The organism is Variovorax sp. Root411, assembly GCF_001425205.1.
In the GTDB taxonomy this organism is placed as follows: domain Bacteria; phylum Pseudomonadota; class Gammaproteobacteria; order Burkholderiales; family Burkholderiaceae_C; genus Variovorax.
Genome location: NZ_LMDW01000001.1, coordinates 1258860 through 1278257 on the forward strand (window position 1 = coordinate 1258860; position 19398 = coordinate 1278257).

Here is a 19398-nt window from a genome sequence, read left to right on the forward strand (position 1 = left end):
ATCCTGCCCATTCCCTCTCCTGACGCGTCAGCGCGTCCAAGAAAGTCTCTCCCCATGAATTCGCTCAAACCTCTCGCAGCCGCCGTGGCGCTGGCCGTCGCATCCTTCGCCTGCTCGGCGGCCTCCAATCCTGGTGACCGCATCTACACGGCCGACCAGAACACCAACACGGTGTCGGTGGTCGATCCGAACAGCAACACATTGCTTGGGCAGATAAAGCTGGGCAACCAGCGACCCGACCTGCTGTCGGCGCTGTACAAGGGCGAGATCAATGTGCACGGACTGGGTTTTGCGCCCGACCACCGCACACTGGTCGCCGTTGCCAACGGTTCGAATTCGCTGACCTTCATCGACACGGCGACCAACAAGATCAAGGGCATCACCTACGTCGGCCGCTCGCCGCACGAAGCCTTCTTCACGCGCGACGGCAGGGAGGTCTGGGCGACGGTGCGCGGCGAGAACTACCTCTCGGTGATCGATGCAAGGACTTTCAAGGAAAAACGCCGGATCGAGACCGCGCCGGGCCCCGGCATGGTGCTGTTTACGCCTGACGGTGGCCGCGCCTTCGTGGTGTCGAGCTTCACGCCCGAAGTGGCTGTGGTCGACACCCACTCGTACAAGATCGTCAAACGCATCCCCGTTGTCAGTCCGTTCTCACCATTTCTGCAATTCACACCTGACGGAAAGGAAGTCTGGATGGGGCACAAGGACGTGGGCAAAGTCACCCGCATCGACGTGAAGACAATGAGGGTTGCCAGTGTGATCGACACGGGCTTCATCACCAACCATTTCGGCTTCGCCAAGACCGCGCGTGGCACGCTGGCTTATGTCGCCGTGGGCGGCGAGAACGTCGTGAAGGTGTATTCGACCGACGGTGAAGCCAAGCTCCTGAACACTATCGCAACCGGCGCGCTGCCGCACGGTGTCTGGCCGTCGGACGACAGCACGCGCATGTATGTCGGTCTGGAAAACGGCGACGCGGTTCAGGTCATTGACACCGGCAGCGACAAGGTGATTGCGACCGTGCCGATCGGCCAGGCGCCACAGGCGCTCGTCTATGTCTCCAACGCGGTGCCGTCCGGCCCGGGCACCGACAACCTGCAGCCGCTGGCCAATGCGACGCCAGCCAATATTCCGCTCGTGCCTGCATCGGGGGAGGCCAAGGGCTTCGTGGTGGCGCGCAGCTTCGGCGTGGTCGATGCGCTGGAGGTCTTTCTCTACAAGCTGAAGCCGGGAACTGTCTACAGTGTGTTCGTCGGCGAACAGACGGCGCCGGTGGCGAGCTTCAAGACCAACCCGGTGGGCATGGCGAACGGTACCGCCATCGGGGCAATTCGCGAAGTGGCGCGTCTGCGCTCCGAAGCAAACCCGACGGCTTCGCGTATTGTGGTCGTCGAAGGCGAAGGCCCAATGGACACCGCCAAGGTCGTGCTCCGCAGTCCGATGTGAGCGAAGCAACATCTGCGAGCGGACGAGGTGCTGCCACTCCGTGCATTCGGGACAAGGTCATGCCCCGCACGTACCCCGGCCGCAGAAGATCTCGACCTGCTCCAGCAAGGGCTGTCGCTCTGGCCAGTGGGGCGCCATGGCACCCATCGACACGCGCCGCTGCGTTGCTCAGCGCGGCCCGAGCTGCTTGTAGACTTCATCCGCAACCTGCAGCAGTGCCTGCCGGTCTGCCCCTGCAGAAATCGCGTAGCCGAAGTCCTTGTCAATCCAGTAGAAGACATTCACCGGACCGTCCTGCCCGAAGCGGAAGGCAGTTTCGCGCCCGGCATCTTCGCGCGTGACATACAGCGTCAGGCGTTCACCCTTCGCGCCATCGAACATGAATTGCGCGACCGGGCCCTTGTCACCAGGCAGCAGGCGGCCGCCGATCAGTGCATAACCCACATTGCGCAGATCCGGAGGACGCACCGTCGTTCCCATCCGCTTGGTGAGCCAGGTTACGAGCGCCTGCTCCTGATCGGCGCCGACCTCCACTGGCCTGCGCACATCCGGGCTGTACACCACGTGGGCCACAGCCGCGCGATGCGCAAAGCCACGCAATGTGTGGGCATCGCCGGCAGCGAGTTCGATACGGCTTGTCGCGTTTGCCACGCGTTGTGCGTTGTCGTCCACCGAACCTCGCAACCACCACGCAGAGCCGGCGCTGAAAGTGGCAATCGCCACGCCTGCGGCCATCGAGCGCCAGGGCCATGTATGGGTGGGCTGTTGGAGTGGGAGCCTCAGCGGCAATGGCTCCGTGAGCACCGGGTCGAGAAATTGTTTCAGCGCGTGGTTTTGTGCTTGCCAGTCGTCAATCCGCTGACGCTCCTCTGGGTGACCTTCGAGGAAAGCGTCAATCGCAGCGCGACGGTCTGAAGTCAGCAGGCCGTCGGCGTAGGCATGGAGGTCGGCTTCGGTCACGGGCGGGGTGCCGTCGCTTCCACCGGTCGCGGGGTGAAGATGGGGGGAGTCCATTATTTGATCCGTCGCAAAGGCATCGTGGCAGGTGCGGCACGACCCTGCAACTCCTGGCGAAGCCGTTCACGGCCGCGCGCGAGCCGCGACATCACGGTGCCGACAGGTACGCCCACTACTGCCGCGGCTTCGAGATAGCTCATCTGCTCGACTGCGATCAGCAGCAGGATTTCCCGCTGTTCGGTTGGCAGGCGTTGCAGCACGCGGTCGAGGTCCTGCACTTCGATGCGATCCGACTGCGTCGCTCGTTGCGCGACCTCCGGCAGCTCGTCGCCGGCGCTCTCCTCGGGCCGGCTGCGCAGCGCGCGAACGCCATCGATGAATTGGTTGTGCATGATGCCGAACATCCATGCGCGGATCTCGCCGCGCCGTTGCCATAGCGAAAAGCGACCCCACGCGCGCTCAAGCGTGTCCTGGACCAGATCGTCCGCACGTGCAGCGTCCGATACCAGCCCGCGCGCATAGCGGCGCAAGCTGGGAATGCAGGCAACGATCGCAGCCTCGTCCTGTGTGCGCATCGGCTGGCAGGTCGTCTGTCGTACGGTGAGGATTGATCAGGGCTTGATGACGTGCCAGACGCTCTTGAAATTGTCGCCCGTCATGTCGCCGGCTTTCACATCGGATTTGTACAGATAGACCGGCTTGCCTTTGTACGCCCATTGCTTGGTGCCGTCATCGCGCTGGATGACAGTCATGTCGCCTTCGGCGGCGGCGTCCGCGGCCGCCGCGACCGGTGGCCAGAGTCCGGCGCATGGGCCGTTGCAGACGCTTTGCCGCTGCCTGCCGCATCGTTGTCGAAGGTGTAGAGCGTCATGCCGTTGCTGTTGACCAGCATGCCGCCGGCCGTCTTGACGGGGGTAGCGGCCTGAGCCAGGCCGGCCGACGCGGCGGCAATGGTGAGAATGAAAGTCGAAATGAGGTGCTTGCGCATGACAATCCTTTGAAGGCAGAGTGAAGGAAACGCTCCATAGACGCAGGGCATCCTCTGAATATTCCAGGAAACCTCGAGTTTTTCGATGAGGTGACGGATCTACGGGTAGGTCGATCGCGTCTACATGGAGGACTGCAATCTTCAAACTGCACGGCCTGTCGTTCGTTCTGTTGACCTCAAGAACCCGACTTGAAGGCTCCAAGCCTGCCGAGTGTCGGGCTCCATTTCCTGGCGATTGATTGTCCACTGTGACAGCCAACTGATGCGCTTCATGGCTTTGCCGACCCTCCGGAGGTACACGACTGTGATCCCGATGCAGCTTCACTGCCTCATTGCCTCGGTCGCCCGCGAACCATTGCAGATGTCTCGTCGTGCCGAGGGGGACGGGCGCGCGCAACAAAAGTTAAGTGGACATTGAGGACCGATTGGTCCATAATTGGCGAATTCGTTGAAATGACTACTGGAGACAGGCCATGGCGCGGCCACAAGAGTTCAATACCGCAGAAGCCTTGCACAAAGCTTTGGGCGTTTTTTGGCGCAAGGGCTATGAGGGGACCTCGATGGCCGATTTGCTCCTCGCCATGGGCCTGAGCAAGAGTAGCTTGTACGGCACTTTTGGCGGCAAGAGGGAGCTCTTCATCGCGGCCTTTGATGCCTACCGCGAGGACCGGGCGCGAGACATGCATCGGATTTTGGCGCAAGGTTTGGCGCGCGGAGCGATCGAAACGTTCTTTCGCATGATCATTGACGATGCCAGCTCTGAGGAATTCTCTTGCGGATGCATGAGCATCAATCAGGCCGTCGAGATGGCGCCGCGCGATCCGGAAATTCGAGCACGCGTGGTCGAGGACTTTCAGACGATCGAGAGCGACTTGGCGCGCACGATCAAACGGGGGCACGCTGACGGCTCAGTCAAGAGCACCAAGGGCTCTCAAGAACTGGCTCAACTGCTGCTGCTGGCCTTCCCTGGATTGCAGGTCATGGTGCGGGCCGGTTGCGATAAGACCTGGCTCGACAACGCGTTGAGTCTGCTGCTCTCAAATTTAGACTGAAAAATCTAGACGGAAATCAATACCGTTTTTTACCCAAAATGGACCAATCGGTCCACAACGCTAGCCTACGAAGGATATTTTATGAAGATCACGCAAGTACGCAACGCAACGCTCATCATCGAATACGCAGGAACGAAATTTCTTGTTGATCCGATGCTGGCCAAAAAAGGGATATACCCCGGATTCGAGGGTACGCCGAATAGCCATTTGAAGAATCCTACTGTCGAATTGACTGTGCCGATGGATCAAATCTGTGACGTCGATGCAATCATCGTGACTCATACCCATCCAGATCATTGGGATGACGCAGCAAAATCTCTATTGCCCAAGCACTTGCCGGTGCTAGTCCAGCACGAAAAAGACCGGGAAATCATCAGAATATCTGGATTTTTCGATGTTCGTCTCATTACGGACGGGCAATTCAACGGTGTGACGCTCAGTCAAACCTCGGGGCAGCACGGCACAGATTCCGCTCTTTCGGCTATGGGCGAAATTCTGGGTGAGGTGTGCGGGGTCGTATTCAAGAGTCCGAGTGAAAAAACACTTTATCTGGCTGGCGACACGGTCTGGAATCAATTTGTTCAGGACAGTCTCGATCAATTTCAGCCGGACGTCATCATCCTGAACAGTGGTGACGCTCAGGTCATCGGTTTGGGCTCGATCATTATGAACAAGCAGGATGTACGTGAGGTCTATAAGGCTGCCCCGCAAGCGACCCTCGTCGCCAGCCACATGGAGTCGGTGAATCACTCAATGCTGACCAGGAAAGAGCTGCGTGAGTTCTCGGCGGAGAATGGAATGACTGATCGTCTGCTGGTCCCGGAAGATGGCGAAGCATATTCGCTTTAAAACGAGCTCAGTCCCCATTAATTATCAAATCAAGGAATTTTATTATGTCGATCGAAAAAAATAAAGAACTAGTCCGTCAATTCTATGACGCCATCCAGAAAGAAGATTACGACGCGGTCGCAAAATTGTGCCATAAGGATTTTGTGTTCTATCATCAGGTGAACACGCCCATTTATGGAGCAGAAGGATTTGTGGAGTCGGAAAAGAAGAATTTTGATTCTTTTCGTGGCTTTAAGTTTCCGATCGAGGCATTGCTCGCTGAAGGAGACCAAGTTGCTGTCTATTTGACATTCGAAGGCACGCACACCGGCGTGAACATGGGTATCCAACCTACTGGCAATCGGGTCAAATTTTCACTGATGATGCTGCTGAAAATTGCCGAAGACAAAATCATCGAGAAGCGAGCGCATTTCGATGTGATGGACATTCGCCGGCAGCTTACTGGTGAAAGCTGAACCCGGGCAGTATGGGTGATTGGCCACGCGCAATCGTGGCATGGCATACGACACAAAGCGTAAGGCGATCAGGAATCCGAATCCTTGGATCCTCGCCGCTGCAATGCATGGGGGTGGCGCCGGCTGAAATGGTCGCGGGTGGCGGCCTCGACCGCTGGCAGGTTTTCATGCAAGCGGCGCAGCAGGTCCAGCAGCATCTTGCGCTCCGCCGCCGTCAGGACCGACAAGAAGGCACGCTCGCGCTCCATGGCGATGTCCCTGATCTGATCGTGCACCGCGCGGCCGGACGGCGTCAGCGTCGCGATGCGGGCACGTCCGTCCTGGGGGTCGAGGCTGAGTTCGATGAAGCCGCGCGCCTGCATGCTCTTGAAGCAGCGGCTCATCGAGGCCTTATCCATGCCGATGATGCCGCAGGCCTTCTGTGCCGAGATCGATCCTTCGATCGCCAGCAACACCAGCACCCGCCAGCTTTCGATGCCAACGTCGAAGGCCGCGAGGTAGGCCTGCGAGGCACCGCTCGACAGCTTGTTAGCGATCCAGGTGAGATAGGCGGGGGCGTAGTTTTCGAGATTGATCACGTCACCCGGCGCTGCCTTCGAGGCTTTTCGCGCGGATGGGGTCTTGGTACGAGGCATCGGAAAAGAACCAGAGTTGCTGTCGCCACTGTAGCTTCCCCTGGCGGTCCGGCATGGCGTGGATGCACGAACTTACCGCTTGAGCTGTCCGTGGGGATCGATGACGAATTTGGTGGGCGCCCCGGCATCGAATTGAGCGTAACCCGCTGGCGCCTCGTCCAGGGAAATGAGCTTGACGCCCACGATATTGGCGATGTCGATGCGGTTCCACAGGATGGCCTGCATCAACGCCCGGTTGTACTGCATGACCGGCGTCTGCCCCGTCATGAAGCTGTGCGATTTGGCCCAGCCCAACCCCAGGCGGATACTGAGCGAACCCGTCTTTGCCGCCTTGTCGACGCCACCGGGATCGTCCGTGACGTACAAGCCCGGGATTCCGATCTTGCCGGCCGCCCGGGTTACCTCCATGAGCGAATTCAAAACGGTGGCCGGCGCTTCGTGCTGTGCCCCCTCGTGGCCATGACCGCGTGCCTCGAAGCCTACGGCGTCGACAGCACTGTCTACTTCGGGAACGCCGAGGAGGGCTGCGATCTGCTCGCCCAGTGGTGTGTCAATGGACAAATCGGCAGTCTCGAAACCGACCGCCTTGGCGTGCTCGAGCCGGGCAGGGTTGACGTCGCCGACGATCACGACGGCGGCGCCCAGCAGGCGTGCGGATGCCGCAGCGGCCAAGCCCACCGGTCCCGCACCGGCCACGTACACCGTGCTGCCTGGACCGACGCCCGCGGTGACGGCGCCGTGATAACCCGTGGGCAGGATGTCCGAAAGGCACGTAAGGTCGCGAATCTTCTCGATGGCCTGCTCACGGTCAGGGAACCTCAGAAGATTGAAGTCGGCATAGGGCACCATGACGTATTCGGCCTGCCCACCCACCCAGCCGCCCATGTCGACGTAGCCGTAGGCGCCGCCGGGGCGCGATTCGTTCACTGTCAGGCACACGCCGGTCTGGCGCTCCTTGCACAGGCGGCAGCGCCCGCAGGCAACGTTGAAGGGCACGGAGACGATGTCTCCTACAGCCAGAGTTTCGACGTCCTTGCCTGCCTCGATGACCTCGCCTGTGATCTCATGGCCAAGGACCAGGCCGGCAGGTGCGGTAGTTCGCCCGCGCACCATGTGCTGGTCCGAGCCGCAGATGTTGGTGGTCAGCACCTTGAGGATCACGCCGTGGTTGGCGGTGCGGCCTCGAGGGTTGAGCAGTTTGGGATAGTCGATCGGACGGACCTCGACCTTGCCCTGCGATACGTAAACGACGCCTCTGTTCGTAGCCATGCGCTGTCTCCTTGTTTGCTGTTTTAGGAATCGGTGGGTTCTGCAACGGCCTGCTTCTTGAGCAACTCGGCAACGATGCGCCTGGCGCGGTTGGCGCCGGCATCGACGTGAATGTCGATCCAGTTCGCCTTGTCGCCGAACGCCAGCATGTTCCGGTACTGCGCCTCGATGACGGTGCGGTCTTCATCGAAGGTGAAGGCGGTTTGCTGGATCACTGCATCGATGTTTTCGGGCATGTCCGGATGCTTGGTGCTGGCCATGCTCCAGAAGTAATGGCAGGTCTCCTCGGTCTCGGGCGTGATGCCGTGAAAGCCGCGCATGTGGAAGCCGCCGCGGTCGGGGTTATCGATGGCATCCGTGCCTGGCTCCACCGCGCCTGTCCAGATCCGCAGATGCGTCACGTCGAATTCGATCTCCTGCCAGCGCTCGCATTTTTCTGCGAAGGGCCAGGCCGCACGGTAGGTGGGCGGTGGCGTCGAGTTGGGCATCAGGCGCACGACCTTGACCTGCTCGCCTTCGGAGCTCACTTTCATCGGCGCGTTCATATGCAACTTGGCGTCGCCACCGATGGTCTGCAGATGGACGTAGCCCAGGTGGCTCAGGTCGAGCAGGTTGTCGTGGATCAGTTGCCAGGGCGATTGGTAGTGGTAGTTGCCGCTGCCGAACTTGTAGCGGGGGTCGTCGTGGAACGGGTAGTCCGGCGCCAGGCGTGCTGGTTGCGCGGCTTCGTCGCGGGGCATCCAGATCCAGATGATCTTGTTCTGCTCGACCACGTGGTAGGCCTTCACTTTGGCCTTGGACGGGATGCGCTCCTGCCCGGGAATCTCGATGCATTGCCCGTTCGGCGCGTAGAGCAGGCCGTGGTAGCCGCATCGCACGCCGGAGCCTTCGACTGTCCCGCACGACAGCGGCAGCGAGCGATGGCAGCAACGGTCCTCCAAGGCCGCGACTTGTCCTTCTCCGGTGCGAAATAGCACCACCTTCTGATTGAGGAAGGTTCGTGCAATGGGCTTGTCAGTGAGTTCGGACGAGAAGCCGGCCACGTACCACTGGTCGAGCGGAAAACGGCTGGTGTTGGCGTTCTGAGCGAGGTTCTTGATGGGGATGCAGGTCGTGGTCATCGGGGATCTCCTTGAAAGGGGGCGGGCGGATCAAAGGTCGAGCACCAGCAGCGGAGACAGCGCCCGCGAGCAACAGGGCGTGAACTGGTCGTTGGCAGCGCGCTCGGCGTCGGTGAGGAAGCTGTCGCGGTGATCAGGCGTGCCTTCCAGGACGCGGGTCAGGCATGTCCCGCAGAGGCCAGCCTCGCAGGAGGTCGGCACTTCCACGCCATGCGCTGCCAGCACCTCGGTCACTGTCTTGCCGGCCGGCACTTGGCAGCTCAGGCCTGTGCTCGCCACGCGAACCTCGAAGCTGCCGTCCGTTGCGAGAGCCGTTGCCACGCCGGCGAAATACTCGCGATGCAGTTGCGTTTCCGGCCAGTCGAGGCGCCTGGCGGTTTCGAGGACGTGGTCCATGAAGCCGTTCGGCCCGCACACATACAGGTGCGTATGGCCTGCGGGATGGGCCAGCACGCGCTGGGCATCGAACTTCTGCGCCGGCACGTCGTCGGCATGGAGGACCACGCTGCTCGCGAAGGCGGCAGACGCGAGCTCCTCGAGAAACGCCATCCGGCTCGCGGAGCGGCCGCAGTAGTGCATCTCGAAGTCTCGGCCTTGCGCATGCAGGGCGCGCGCCATAGCCAGGATGGGCGTCACGCCGATCCCGCCGGCCAACAGTAGGCTGCGAGGCGCGTCGACCAGGGGAAAGTGATTTCGGGGTGCACTCACGCGCAGCACGTCACCGGATCGAACGCTGTCGTGCATGCCGGCCGATCCTCCGCGGGAGCTCGGCTCCCGCAGAACCGCGATCCGATAGCGGTTGCGCTCAGCGGGATCGTTGCTGAGCGAGTACTGGCGAATCAAGCCTGGCGCCACGTGCACATCGATGTGCGCCCCTGCCGCAAAGGCGGGCAAGGCACTGCTGTCCTGCGGCACGAGTTCGAAGCTGCACACGCCGTCGGCTTCTTCGACACGCCGGGCGACACGGAGCATCAGTTCATTTGTCATGGTGTTTCATCGCGTTGTTTGCTTCTTCATTCAGTGCACGGCCATGCCGACCCAGCGCTCCAGCGTCTGGGGATCGTGGAGCAACGCCGAGGCGCTGCCGCTGTGGACGACGGCACCGTGGTCCAGGATCAGTGCGCGCTCCGCATAGCCGAGCGCCTCGTCGACCTGTTGCTCGACGATGACGACAGAAATACCGGTCTGCTCGCTCAGGTTGTGGAAGGCGTGCAGCAGCTCCAACCGGATCAGGGGCGCGAGGCCTTCAAGCGGTTCATCCAGCAGCAGCAGCAAGGGCTGGCCGAGCAGCGCCCGGGCGACGGAGAGCATTTGCTGCTCGCCGCCCGAGAGCTGGGCTCCGCCATTTCGGCGGCGCTCGGCGAGCCGCGGAAACAGCGTGTAGGCCTCGTCCAGCGCGCTGCGCGAACGCCGCTTGAGCCCGGCCAGCAGGTTCTCCTCGACGGTCAGCGATGGAAAAATGTCGCGGGTCTGAGGCACGTAGCCTAGGCCGAGGTCTGCACGCTGATGGGGTGCGAGCGCGGAGATGTCCTGGCCCCTGAACCTCACACGGCCGCTGCGCAGCGGCACCAATCCCATGATGGCCCGCAGCGCGGTGGTCTTGCCGACGCCATTGCGTCCGACCATGGCCAGTCGCTCCCGGGCCGTCATCTCGAATGAAAGGCCGTTGAGCACGGTCGTGGGGCCGTAGCCCGCCACCACGTCCTCGAGCTTGAGAATCGGTTCGGGCATCTCAGTTTCCCAGGTAGGCGGCGCGCACCTTGGGGTCGCGGCGAATGTCGTCGGGAGAGCCGTCGGCAAGCACGGCCCCTTCAGCCAGCACCACGATCCGGTTGGCAAAGCGGAACACGAGGTCCATGTCGTGCTCGATGATCAGCACGGCCAGATCGCTGGGCAGCGAATCCAGTGCGGCCAGCAGACGCTCGCCATCGCCTTTCGGCACGCCGGCCATGGGTTCATCCAGCAGGACGACCATGGGTCGCAGTGCCAGCGCCAGTGCCATCTCGATCAAGCGCTGCTCGCCATAGGCGAGGTCTTCCGTTGCCGCGGCCGCATGGGCGACCAGGCCAAAGCGGTTCAGGATGCCCTGGGCTTCCGCCTGCAGGGCAGGGTATGCATCGATGCTGCGCCACATGCGGCCGGTCATTCCTTCGCGCTCCAAAAGCGCGAGTTCGATCTGTCGCTGGACTGCGAAATGCGGTGCCAGCGTGGTGATCTGGAAGGTGCGGGCCAGACCGGCGCGCACGCGCCTGGCCTGGCTCAGGCGGGTGACGTTCTCTCCGCGAAGCCAAATCTCGCCGGTGTCGGAGGCCAGTACGCCACTGATCTGGTTGACGAGCGTGGTCTTGCCAGCCCCATTGGGGCCGATCAGTGCCAGCCGGTCGCCGGCTTGCAGCGCGAACGACACCTCGCGCGTGACGTGAAGCCCGCCGAAGCGCTTGTCCAGCGATTTGAGTTCGAGCAATGCGCTCATCGCACGCCTCCTGCACGGCGACGCAACCAGGCCCAGGCCTTGGCCGGCGACACGAGGACCACCAGCATGAGCAAGGCGCCCACCACGAACAACCAGTGGTAGGGATTGATGGAGGCCGCCGTGTGATGCAGCACCGTGAACACGGTGGCGCCGACCAGGGCTCCGGTGAGTCGCCCGGCGCCACCGAGGATGAGCATGACCAGCGCTTCCGCGGACAGCGCGAACGACAGGCTGTCCATCCCGACCACGGCGTTGGTCTGTGCCGACAGGGCGCCGGCGGCGCCTGCCATCGCACCGGCCACGGTGTAGAGCACCCACAGCCGCGCGAACACCGGCGTGCCCAGTGCCGCCATGCGGGCGCGGTTCTCGTGGATGCCGCGCACGGCCAGGCCGAAGGGTGAGTCGACGATCCGCCGCGCAACGTAGAAAAGCACGACCAGCACAACCAGCGCATACAGCGCAGCGACCCGGCCTTCGAGGTCGAATTCGAAGCGACCCAGGACCGGTCCCATCACGAACCCCGACAAGCCATCGTCACCACCGGTCCAGCGGCGTGCCTTCTGCGCCAGACTCAGCAGGATCTGCGAGATCGCGATGGTCAGCATCAGGAAGGTGAAGCCTTGAAAGCGCAGCAGGAACGCACCCGACAGCACGGCCAGGCCGGCGCCGGCGGCAATACCGACCACCAGGCCGACCAAGGGGTCAGGGTGGACCTGCAGCGCGAAGATGCCCGCTGCATAGGCGCCCATGCCGAACAAGGCAGCGTGGCCCAGTGTCGCCAGGCCCGCGATGCCCACGACCAGATCCAGCGAAAGCACGAAGAGCGCGGTGATAAAGATCCGCGTCATCAGGCCCAGTTGGTCCGGCATCAGGGCGCAGGCGACGATGCCGACCAACAGCACGCCGGCAGGCGCACGCCAGGCCGGCGCACAGCGCGGTGCCGCTGCCGCCGCCTGAGCCGGTGCCGCAGCGAGCGCCGAAGGGGTTGTTGCCATGGTGTTCATCGTTTCAGCAGACCGTTGGGGCGCCAGGCCAGGAGGAGAGCCATGGCGACAAAGAAAAATAGGCTTCCCCACTCCGAGGCGAGGTACTTGCTGGCGGTCTCTATGACGCCCAGCAGGACGGCCGCCAACAGCGACCCGGTGATGGAGCCCATGCCACCCACGGAGACGACCACCAGTACCAGCACGAGGTACTTGAGCGCGTAGTAAGGCTCCAGCGGCATCAGCTCGGCGCCGAGGATGCCGCCAAGGCCGGCCAGCGCAGCACCGGCAGCGAAGCTCGCGCATTGCACCGTGCGGATCGGGATTCCGAGCGACGATGCGGTGCCGCTGTGGTCGACCGCCGCCCGCAGCCAGATGCCGAAGCGGGTGCGCGTGACCGTCCAGGCGGCCAGCGCCGCCACTGCACAGCCGGCACCGATCACCAGCAGGCGTTGCGCGGGCAGGGTGCGAAAGCCCAGGTCGACCGAGCCCGCGAGAAGCGGCGGCAGCGGAATCATCTGCACCTGCGGACCGACCAGTACATTGGTGGTGGCGATCAGCACGAAGCTCAGGCCGATCGTGAACAGCACCTGCTCGAGCTCCTTTCGGCGGTACAGGTGGCGCAGCACCAGTGCCTCGAGCACGCCGCCCAGCAGGGCCGTCGCCAGGACGGCGGCGGGCACTGCCAGCCAGAAGCTCCATTGAGCCTCACGTGTCAGGAGGGCCGCGCAGTAGCCCCCGACCATGGCGAAGGCGCCGTGACTCAGGTTCACGAAACGCATCAGGCCCAGCGTCACCGACAGGCCGACCGCGATGACGAACAGCACCATGCCGTAGGCCAGCCCGTCGATGAGGATGTTGAGGAAGGTGTTCACGGAGGGAGTTTCAGAAGAGACGCGTCGCGCGCGAACTCACTTCTCCAATCCGAAGTCGGCCTGGGGTCCGAAGCTCTGCAGCTCCTTGTTGACCCACTGGTCGCCTGCCTTCTCGACCTTGCGCAGGTAGACGTTCTGCGTGATGTGCCGCGTCTTGGGGTCGATGCTCACCGGCCCGCGCGGGCTTTCCCATTTGAGCGAGCGGGCTGCGGCCAATGCCTTCGGGCCGTCCTTCTTGCCGCCCGTGGCCTCGATCATCTTCTGGATCACGTACATGCCATCCCAGGCCCCGACCGATGCGTAGTTGGCAACCGCGTTGGAATCCTGCTTCTTGAGCGCGGCGACGAACTTCTTGTTTTCAGGCGAGTCGTGTGTGCCCGAGTAGTGGAAGACCGTCGTCAGGCCCAGCGCGGCATCGCCGAACTTCTGCAGGTCGTACTCGTCGGTCTCGGCCGAGCCGAAGAACTGCACGCCGGCCTTGGCCAGGCCGTTTTCGTTGTAGGCCTTGACGAACCCAAGGTTCGGCGGGCCGCCCGGCAGGAAGGTGTAGACGGCCTGTGCGCCGCTGGCCTTGATGCGCTGAACAAAGGGCCCGAAGTCCGTGGTGGCGATCGGCATGCGGATGCTCTCGACCACGGTGCCGCCTTGCTTGGTGAATTCGCTCTTGAAGGCCGTCTCGGCGTCGATGCCGGGCCCGTAGTCGGTGACGGCCGTCACGACCTTCTTCATGTTCTGCTTGGCCGCCCACTGCGCAGCCGGCACGGTGACTTGCCACAACGTGTAGCTGGTGCGGATGAAGTACTCCGACTTCTCGGTGATGGCCGAGGTCGCGGCGTTGAAGATGACCGTCGGCGTGCGGGACTGCTGGATCAACGGTGCCACGGCCATCGCATTGGGCGTGAACACGAAGCCACCGAGGTAGTCCACCTTGTCCTTGACCAGCAGCTCCTGAACCAGGGTCTTGGTCAGCGCGGGGTTGGGACCGCCCGTGTCGCGATAGATGAACTCGACGTTCTGGCCGGCAAGCTTGCCGCCCTGGCTTGCGACATAGCCTTCCGCCGCTGCCTTGAAAAGCGAGCCGTAGTGCGCGAACGGTCCGGAGAAGGGACCGATGATGCCAACCTTCACGGCTTGTGCCATGGCCTGGGGGGAGGCGAGCGACAGCGCAGTCGAAGCGAAGAGCGCACACGCAATGGCGCGACGGTGGAATTTCATCGTGGGTCTCCAGTAGTGATTCGTGCCCGAAATGCCGCCACGCTGGACTGCTTCGGCCTGATTATTTTGGTTGATATGCCAACTAGTTGCAATATCAACTGCTTGGTGTTTACCCGGAGCAGCGCTTCGCTCCGGGCATTCACGCTGTTGATTCGTCAACGGCTTGCCTATATTTCGGCGTGATGGCTTCAACCTGGTTGCTCGAAAATCCGCCGGCAGGGCACATGCTCGATGCCTGTGCGGTTGCGCGTTTGCTGGATGCCGGCGACGGGCGTGCACCGGCGCTCGAGATGCTCGACTTCGTGAACCACGTCCTGCCTGTCGAGTACATCTCGCTCGTCGAATATGTGGATGGCGTTCCTTCCCAAGTGGAAGGTCATTCGACGGGGCGCCACGAAAACATCACGGCAGAGTGCTTCTCGCTCTATAAGAGCCGATTCCGACAGGCTGACGAGCTCACGCGCCTGGCGATGCGCATGGTCGGGGAGACCTCGATGCACGCTCCCGTGACAGCGCTGCTGTACGACGTGACGGACATTCCCGATCAGGGCTGGCGCGACCAGATCTTCGTGGGGCGGAAACTCACGGGCCGCTTGAGCTTTCTCTATGCGCCGCTGCCGCGAACGCTGTTTGCGATCAACCTCTATCGCGACCAGCACGACGGCAGGTTCGAAGAGGCCGATGTGCAACGGCTCCTGGGGCTGGCGCCGATCCTCAAGAGGGCGCACCGCAATGCGCTCTTTGCCCATCTGGCATCCCCCGATGCGCGGCTGCGCGGACTCGAGATTGAGCGTGCGCTTCAGCGGACAGCGCCGCTGCTCTCGCCTCGTGAACGCGCGGTGTGCGCGCGGATCGCTTGCGGGATTGGCGCCGATGGCATCGCGGCCGATCTGTGCATCGCGGCGTCTACCGTCGCGACGCTGCGCAAACGCGCCTATGCCAAGCTGGCGATCCACGGGCGGCAGCAGCTCTTGCGCTTCATTCACTAGTCCCTAGACAGCGGGGCACGTTTGTACCCTTCTGCAGGGACAGACGGCATGACCCGCATTTCCTACATTGCCTGGACTTTATGCAGACAGGCATGTGGATACGAAACTGCTGGTACGTCATCGCGTGGGAACACGAAGTTCCTGCCGAGGGCATGTTCACGCGGCGCGTGCTCGATGAGCCGATCCTCGTCTATCGGACCGGCGATGGCGGGCTGGTCGCGATGCAGGACCGCTGCTGCCATCGCCATGCGCCCTTGTCGCGTGGACGCCGCGAAGGCGACTGCGTGCGTTGCGGCTACCACGGGCTCAAGTTCGACGCGGCGGGCGTCTGTGTGGACGAGCCCGGCCTGGCAAGCATCCCCGTCAAGACACGCGTGCCGACCTATCCCGTGGTTTCGCACAACAAGTGGATCTTCGTCTGGATGGGTGACCCGGCATTGGCCGATCCCGCCTTGCTGCCCGACAACTTCTCCTGTGACCATCCCGACTGGTCGTACAAGCCCGGCTACGTGCATTACGACACGCCCTATCTGCTGGTCTGCGACAACCTGCTGGACTTCTCGCACCTGAGCTATGTGCACGAGAGCACGCTGGGTGGGACGACGGTGATCGCGCAGGCAGTTCCCAGGATCGAGCAGATACCCCGTGGCATCAGGGTCATGCGGCACGTTTTGGATGTGGCGCCATCGCCATTCTGGAAAACCTTCCAGACTTTCGATCGCAATGTCGACCGCTACTTCGTCTACGACTTCGTGCTGCCGGGCACCTTGTTGATGCAATCGGGCGGTGCGCCCGTGGGCCAGCTGGAGGGCGACTTGCGCGGCGAGGTGCAGCTTCACAGCTGCCAGACGCTGACGCCGGAGACCGAGACCACCACGCACTACTTCTTTCAGCAATCGCATCGCAGCAGCATCGATGACCCTGCCGTGACGGACGCGATCTACCGCGGACTGGTCACCGCCTTCGAAGAAGACCGCGGGACGATCACAGCCCAGCATCTCAACATCGACCCCGATGTTCCGATGCTATTGCTCGGGATGGACCAGGCCCTGATCTGTTATCGCCGGTTGCTGCAACAAGAGTTCGAGCGAGAGCGCAGCACGCTTTTGTCGACTCGCGAAACGGCCTGATTCGCCCCCGAGAACATACAAAAAGGAGACCCCAATGCGCCGCACCTTCCTGGCACTGAGCCTGACCACCGTCCTCGCGACTTTGCCGCTCGCAGGCTTCGCCCAAGGCACGTTCCCGAGCAAGCCCATACGCATCGTCGTCACCGCGCAGGCCGGCGGTGCCAACGACTTCGTGGCGCGACTGATCGGCGAGCGTGTCGCCAAGTCCCTGGGCCAGGCTGTCGTGGTCGACAACAAGGCCGGTGCCAATGGCACCGTGGGGCTGGGCGAGGTGGCCCGTGCCGTGCCGGACGGCTACACGATTGCCGTCACGCTGGGCGACTCGCTGATCAACAACGTCGCGCTCTACAAGAGCCTGCCCTACGATCCGAAGCGCGACTTCGTCTTTCTCACCCAAGTGGTGCGCAGTCCCGCCATCCTTTCCGCCAATCTCGAGTTGGGTGTGAAGAACATGGACGACTTCAGGAAGCTGGCGGCAAAGCCTGGCCAGCAGCTGAGCTACGGCACATGGGGGCCCGGCGGCCTCGGCCACCTGGCAGGCGAAGCCCTCAATCGCAAGCTCGATGCGCACATGGTCCATGTGCCGCAGCGCGGGGAGGCGCCGGTGCTGGCTGACCTGCTGAGCAACACCGTGAGCGTCGGTCTCACCTCGGCTGGTCTCGCACGCCAGCACGTGCAGGCTGGCAAGATCGTGCCGCTGGCGATCATGGGGCGCGAGCGCTCTGCTGTTCTGCCGCAGGTGCCGACAATGCGTGAACTCGGTTTCGAAGATACCTTGTTCGAAGCAGCGGTCTGGATCGCCTTTGTCGCGCCTGCGAAAACGCCACCTTTGGTGGTCGAGCGATTGACCACCGCCCTGCGTGCTGCGGCCGCGATGCCGGACGTCCAGGCGAAGATGGCCGAGCGCGGCCTCGAGATGCTCAATACGACGCCGGAGCAGTTCAATCAGAACTACAAGCGGGATTTCGAGGTGATCACAAAGCGGATGCAGGAGTTCGGTATCGAGGCGCAGTAGGTTCTCCGCGTTCCATTTCGGGACATCGGCGTGCGCGGCGTGCCGCGAAGGCGGTTTTAGGGCTACGCTGAAGTAGCCACCCGTCTACGACTCTGGGCGGGTTGCATTTTTCATATTGCAAGCGGCGTGATGGTCAGTGTTTTTCTTGCGCGCGGTTGATCACCCCCTCGGATGACGCGCTTCCCTGCACTTGCTTCGTCTGAATGGATCGCTTCGATGATGTGCACGTTCTCGTGCAGGAGAAAAGAGCCTTGACTCTCATCGATCAGTTACAACAAGCTCGACAGCATGAAGGTGATCCTTGCCGGCATCGCCTCCGCCATTGTGGGCGTCTACGTCGCAAGGGCAATCGGGTCGATCGCTGGCGTGCCGCTCCTGAACAGGTTCAACAGCCAGGTCAAGGGAGTCTTGACGGGCATGGTTGTCACGGCGGTGCCACCGGTCGCGATCTATACCTTTGAGCGGAACAAGCAGAGCATGAACTTCTCGATCGCCAAGCTCAGGGCGGCGCTGCCGTTCGGATCAGTCGGCGGTTGAGAGCCTCTGTCAAGCTTCGCCCGCGTGCCTCTCGCCGACGCTCGCGCACCGACCATGGCAAGGCAAGACGCGACGAACCGCCGAGAAACGGCGCAACCAGCCGTTCGCCGTGCCAGCACAATGCGACGAGAACGAGAAAGGCGACCTTGCTCGCATATTGCCTCGCGCCGTGCCGGCCACCGATAACAGGGTGTTTACGTGCCTGTGGTTATCGTAGGTTGGCTGACCGGGCAACGGGCAAGTGGCAGCGCCAGGCGATGACTCTGCGTCCGGAGTGAAGTCTATGGCGCGCCTTCGCCAGGCTGGCCCGGACTTTGGCCAACACGCCAGGAGCCGCAAAGTCGTGGCCGATGCGGCCCAACTTCTCACCGTCGCTCAGATCCCAATGCACGGAAAGATTGGTTCGGAACGCGTTCTGGGTCCTATTGCGCAGGGGTGATCTTCCGCGCCTTGACGACGTCGCCCCACATCCTTGTCTCCTTTCGGATCAGCTCGTCGAGTTCCTCGGCGGTGCTCCCGACGGCGACTGCCGACAACGCCGCAAGTCGCTCCCTGGTCTCGGGCTTCGAAGCGACTGATCGCCAAGCCTCGGTCAATGTCGCGACGACCTCCTTGGGCGTCCCCACCGGCGCCCAGACGGCATACCAAGCATCAATCACATAGCCTGGCACGGTTTCACTGACGGTGGGGATGTCCTTCAAGCCTTCTGCCCTGCGCTCGCCGGTCTGCGCCAGCGCGCGAATCTTGCCGCTCGCTATCAAGGCGGGCACCTGCGCCGCGGGACTCATCGACAACTGGACCACGTTCGACATTAGGTCGGCGCTGAAATTGCCCGCATAGTTCACTGGCAAAACCTCTGCCCCGGTCTGGTAGGCCAGGAGCTGCGAACCGAGATAGGCGGCGGAAGCAAATCCGGTGACGCCCATCGCAAGCTTCCCGGGCTGGGATTTCGCATAGGCAACCAGTTCCGGGAACGTCTTGACCGGGATCTGTGTATTGACCATCCAGACGAAGGGCGCAGCCGCGAACCTGGAGATGGGCACCAGTTCCCGCTGCGGGTCGTAGGGCAGATTTGCAACCACGTGAGGATTCATGGTGATCGTCTGATTGAAGGCGAAAAGCAGCGTGTAACCGTCCGGTTTCGCACGGGTGACTTTCTGGACTCCGATGACACCGCTGGCACCCACTACGTTCTCGATCACCACGGGTTGACCGAGCACTTCCGACAGCTTCTGCGCCCCGAGCCGCCCGATAATGTCGACGCCCGTCCCGGCTCCGGCCGGCAGGACCAGCGTGATCGGCCTGGAAGGGTATCTCGCCTGGGAGAAGGCTGCCCAAGGAGTGCCGATGGCCGCAGTCGCCAACAGGGCGGCGACAGATCGGCGTGCTGAATTGATCATGAGTCA

20 protein-coding genes and 1 pseudogene are annotated in these 19398 nt (G+C 62.5%); 8 read left to right on the forward strand and 13 right to left on the reverse strand.

The window, feature by feature from the left end; all coding sequences use genetic code 11:
- Positions 1–54 precede the first annotated feature (54 nt).
- Positions 55–1449: a hypothetical protein gene (locus tag ASC92_RS05835; protein WP_056511510.1), complete on the forward strand. Its 1395-nt coding sequence runs from the start codon at positions 55–57 to the stop codon at positions 1447–1449.
- A gap of 168 nt (positions 1450–1617) precedes the next feature.
- Here the strand turns inward: ASC92_RS05835 and ASC92_RS05840 are convergent, their stop codons facing one another.
- The 3 genes and pseudogenes from ASC92_RS05840 to ASC92_RS05850 all read right to left on the reverse strand — a co-directional run bounded on the left by ASC92_RS05840 (position 1618) and on the right by ASC92_RS05850 (position 3394).
- Entirely contained in the window at positions 1618–2463 is an 846-nt protein-coding gene (locus ASC92_RS05840) for an anti-sigma factor family protein (protein ID WP_056511514.1), read from the reverse strand.
- Positions 2463–2981 (reverse strand): sigma-70 family RNA polymerase sigma factor, encoded by a 519-nt coding sequence (locus tag ASC92_RS05845; protein ID WP_056511517.1) that lies wholly within the window; start codon positions 2979–2981, stop codon positions 2463–2465. Before ASC92_RS05845 ends, ASC92_RS05840 begins: the two co-directional genes overlap by 1 nt.
- Before the next feature lie 36 nt (positions 2982–3017).
- Positions 3018–3394 (reverse strand): annotated as a pseudogene (locus ASC92_RS05850) (hypothetical protein).
- A 473-nt stretch (positions 3395–3867) separates the two neighbouring features.
- Here ASC92_RS05850 and ASC92_RS05855 point away from each other — a divergent pair.
- The 3 genes from ASC92_RS05855 (at position 3868) to ASC92_RS05865 (ending at position 5750) form a co-directional block, all read left to right on the forward strand.
- Positions 3868–4446, forward strand: coding sequence for a TetR/AcrR family transcriptional regulator (locus ASC92_RS05855; RefSeq protein ID WP_056511521.1), 579 nt, complete (start codon positions 3868–3870; stop codon positions 4444–4446).
- Positions 4447–4527: 81 nt separating this feature from the next.
- A complete protein-coding gene (locus tag ASC92_RS05860; RefSeq protein ID WP_056511524.1) occupies positions 4528–5295 on the forward strand; it encodes an MBL fold metallo-hydrolase in 768 nt (255 codons plus the stop codon).
- A gap of 44 nt (positions 5296–5339) precedes the next feature.
- Positions 5340–5750: an ester cyclase gene (locus tag ASC92_RS05865; protein ID WP_056511527.1), complete on the forward strand. Its 411-nt coding sequence runs from the start codon at positions 5340–5342 to the stop codon at positions 5748–5750.
- Positions 5751–5818: 68 nt separating this feature from the next.
- Here ASC92_RS05865 and ASC92_RS05870 read toward each other — a convergent pair whose 3' ends face one another.
- The 9 genes from ASC92_RS05870 to ASC92_RS05910 all read right to left on the reverse strand — a co-directional run bounded on the left by ASC92_RS05870 (position 5819) and on the right by ASC92_RS05910 (position 14321).
- Positions 5819–6328, reverse strand: a complete 510-nt coding sequence (locus ASC92_RS05870) for a MarR family winged helix-turn-helix transcriptional regulator (protein WP_056511530.1) — start codon at positions 6326–6328, stop codon at positions 5819–5821.
- Positions 6329–6457: 129 nt separating this feature from the next.
- On the reverse strand, positions 6458–7654 hold the full coding sequence (gene fdhA / locus ASC92_RS05875; protein ID WP_056511533.1) for a formaldehyde dehydrogenase, glutathione-independent: 1197 nt from the start codon (positions 7652–7654) through the stop codon (positions 6458–6460).
- Positions 7655–7677: 23 nt separating this feature from the next.
- On the reverse strand, positions 7678–8775 hold the full coding sequence (locus ASC92_RS05880; protein WP_056511535.1) for an aromatic ring-hydroxylating dioxygenase subunit alpha: 1098 nt from the start codon (positions 8773–8775) through the stop codon (positions 7678–7680).
- A gap of 30 nt (positions 8776–8805) precedes the next feature.
- The gene (locus ASC92_RS05885; protein ID WP_414820394.1) at positions 8806–9747 is read right to left on the reverse strand and encodes a PDR/VanB family oxidoreductase; all 942 of its coding nucleotides are present in this window, start codon (positions 9745–9747) and stop codon (positions 8806–8808) included.
- Positions 9748–9792: 45 nt separating this feature from the next.
- Positions 9793–10506, reverse strand: a complete 714-nt coding sequence (locus tag ASC92_RS05890; protein ID WP_056511540.1) for an ABC transporter ATP-binding protein — start codon at positions 10504–10506, stop codon at positions 9793–9795.
- Position 10507: 1 nt separating this feature from the next.
- Positions 10508–11248: an ABC transporter ATP-binding protein gene (locus ASC92_RS05895; protein ID WP_056511543.1), complete on the reverse strand. Its 741-nt coding sequence runs from the start codon at positions 11246–11248 to the stop codon at positions 10508–10510.
- Positions 11245–12243: a branched-chain amino acid ABC transporter permease gene (locus tag ASC92_RS05900; protein WP_162245699.1), complete on the reverse strand. Its 999-nt coding sequence runs from the start codon at positions 12241–12243 to the stop codon at positions 11245–11247. The genes ASC92_RS05895 and ASC92_RS05900 overlap by 4 nt, the downstream gene beginning before the upstream one ends.
- A gap of 5 nt (positions 12244–12248) precedes the next feature.
- Entirely contained in the window at positions 12249–13106 is an 858-nt protein-coding gene (locus ASC92_RS05905; RefSeq protein WP_056511551.1) for a branched-chain amino acid ABC transporter permease, read from the reverse strand.
- A 36-nt stretch (positions 13107–13142) separates the two neighbouring features.
- Positions 13143–14321, reverse strand: coding sequence for an ABC transporter substrate-binding protein (locus ASC92_RS05910; RefSeq protein WP_056511556.1), 1179 nt, complete (start codon positions 14319–14321; stop codon positions 13143–13145).
- An 86-nt stretch (positions 14322–14407) separates the two neighbouring features.
- Between ASC92_RS05910 and ASC92_RS05915 the strand changes: the two genes are divergently transcribed.
- The 4 genes from ASC92_RS05915 (at position 14408) to ASC92_RS05930 (ending at position 17992) form a co-directional block, all read left to right on the forward strand.
- A complete protein-coding gene (locus ASC92_RS05915) occupies positions 14408–15310 on the forward strand; it encodes a LuxR C-terminal-related transcriptional regulator (RefSeq protein WP_235505676.1) in 903 nt (300 codons plus the stop codon).
- 80 nt (positions 15311–15390) lie between these two features.
- The gene (locus ASC92_RS05920; protein ID WP_235505677.1) at positions 15391–16440 is read left to right on the forward strand and encodes an aromatic ring-hydroxylating dioxygenase subunit alpha; all 1050 of its coding nucleotides are present in this window, start codon (positions 15391–15393) and stop codon (positions 16438–16440) included.
- 34 nt (positions 16441–16474) lie between these two features.
- Positions 16475–17455, forward strand: a complete 981-nt coding sequence (locus tag ASC92_RS05925; protein ID WP_056511561.1) for a Bug family tripartite tricarboxylate transporter substrate binding protein — start codon at positions 16475–16477, stop codon at positions 17453–17455.
- A 288-nt stretch (positions 17456–17743) separates the two neighbouring features.
- A complete protein-coding gene (locus tag ASC92_RS05930; RefSeq protein ID WP_056511562.1) occupies positions 17744–17992 on the forward strand; it encodes a hypothetical protein in 249 nt (82 codons plus the stop codon).
- Between the two features lie 422 nt (positions 17993–18414).
- Here ASC92_RS05930 and ASC92_RS05935 read toward each other — a convergent pair whose 3' ends face one another.
- Positions 18415–19392 (reverse strand): Bug family tripartite tricarboxylate transporter substrate binding protein, encoded by a 978-nt coding sequence (locus ASC92_RS05935; protein ID WP_056511565.1) that lies wholly within the window; start codon positions 19390–19392, stop codon positions 18415–18417.
- Positions 19393–19398 lie beyond the last annotated feature (6 nt).

Coding starts and splice junctions, on each gene's coding strand:
- ASC92_RS05845 (WP_056511517.1), bottom strand. CDS start 2,981: ATGCGCACACAGGACGAGGCTGCGATCGTTGCCTGCATTCCCAGCTTG.
- ASC92_RS05855 (WP_056511521.1), top strand. CDS start 3,868: ATGGCGCGGCCACAAGAGTTCAATACCGCAGAAGCCTTGCACAAAGCT.
- ASC92_RS05910 (WP_056511556.1), bottom strand. CDS start 14,321: ATGAAATTCCACCGTCGCGCCATTGCGTGTGCGCTCTTCGCTTCGACT.
- fdhA (WP_056511533.1), bottom strand. CDS start 7,654: ATGGCTACGAACAGAGGCGTCGTTTACGTATCGCAGGGCAAGGTCGAG.
- ASC92_RS05890 (WP_056511540.1), bottom strand. CDS start 10,506: ATGCCCGAACCGATTCTCAAGCTCGAGGACGTGGTGGCGGGCTACGGC.
- ASC92_RS05835 (WP_056511510.1), top strand. CDS start 55: ATGAATTCGCTCAAACCTCTCGCAGCCGCCGTGGCGCTGGCCGTCGCA.
- ASC92_RS05900 (WP_162245699.1), bottom strand. CDS start 12,243: ATGGCAACAACCCCTTCGGCGCTCGCTGCGGCACCGGCTCAGGCGGCG.
- ASC92_RS05935 (WP_056511565.1), bottom strand. CDS start 19,392: ATGATCAATTCAGCACGCCGATCTGTCGCCGCCCTGTTGGCGACTGCG.
- ASC92_RS05925 (WP_056511561.1), top strand. CDS start 16,475: ATGCGCCGCACCTTCCTGGCACTGAGCCTGACCACCGTCCTCGCGACT.
- ASC92_RS05860 (WP_056511524.1), top strand. CDS start 4,528: ATGAAGATCACGCAAGTACGCAACGCAACGCTCATCATCGAATACGCA.
- ASC92_RS05920 (WP_235505677.1), top strand. CDS start 15,391: ATGCAGACAGGCATGTGGATACGAAACTGCTGGTACGTCATCGCGTGG.
- ASC92_RS05895 (WP_056511543.1), bottom strand. CDS start 11,248: ATGAGCGCATTGCTCGAACTCAAATCGCTGGACAAGCGCTTCGGCGGG.
- ASC92_RS05930 (WP_056511562.1), top strand. CDS start 17,744: ATGAAGGTGATCCTTGCCGGCATCGCCTCCGCCATTGTGGGCGTCTAC.
- ASC92_RS05885 (WP_414820394.1), bottom strand. CDS start 9,747: ATGCTCCGTGTCGCCCGGCGTGTCGAAGAAGCCGACGGCGTGTGCAGC.
- ASC92_RS05840 (WP_056511514.1), bottom strand. CDS start 2,463: ATGGACTCCCCCCATCTTCACCCCGCGACCGGTGGAAGCGACGGCACC.
- ASC92_RS05880 (WP_056511535.1), bottom strand. CDS start 8,775: ATGACCACGACCTGCATCCCCATCAAGAACCTCGCTCAGAACGCCAAC.
- ASC92_RS05865 (WP_056511527.1), top strand. CDS start 5,340: ATGTCGATCGAAAAAAATAAAGAACTAGTCCGTCAATTCTATGACGCC.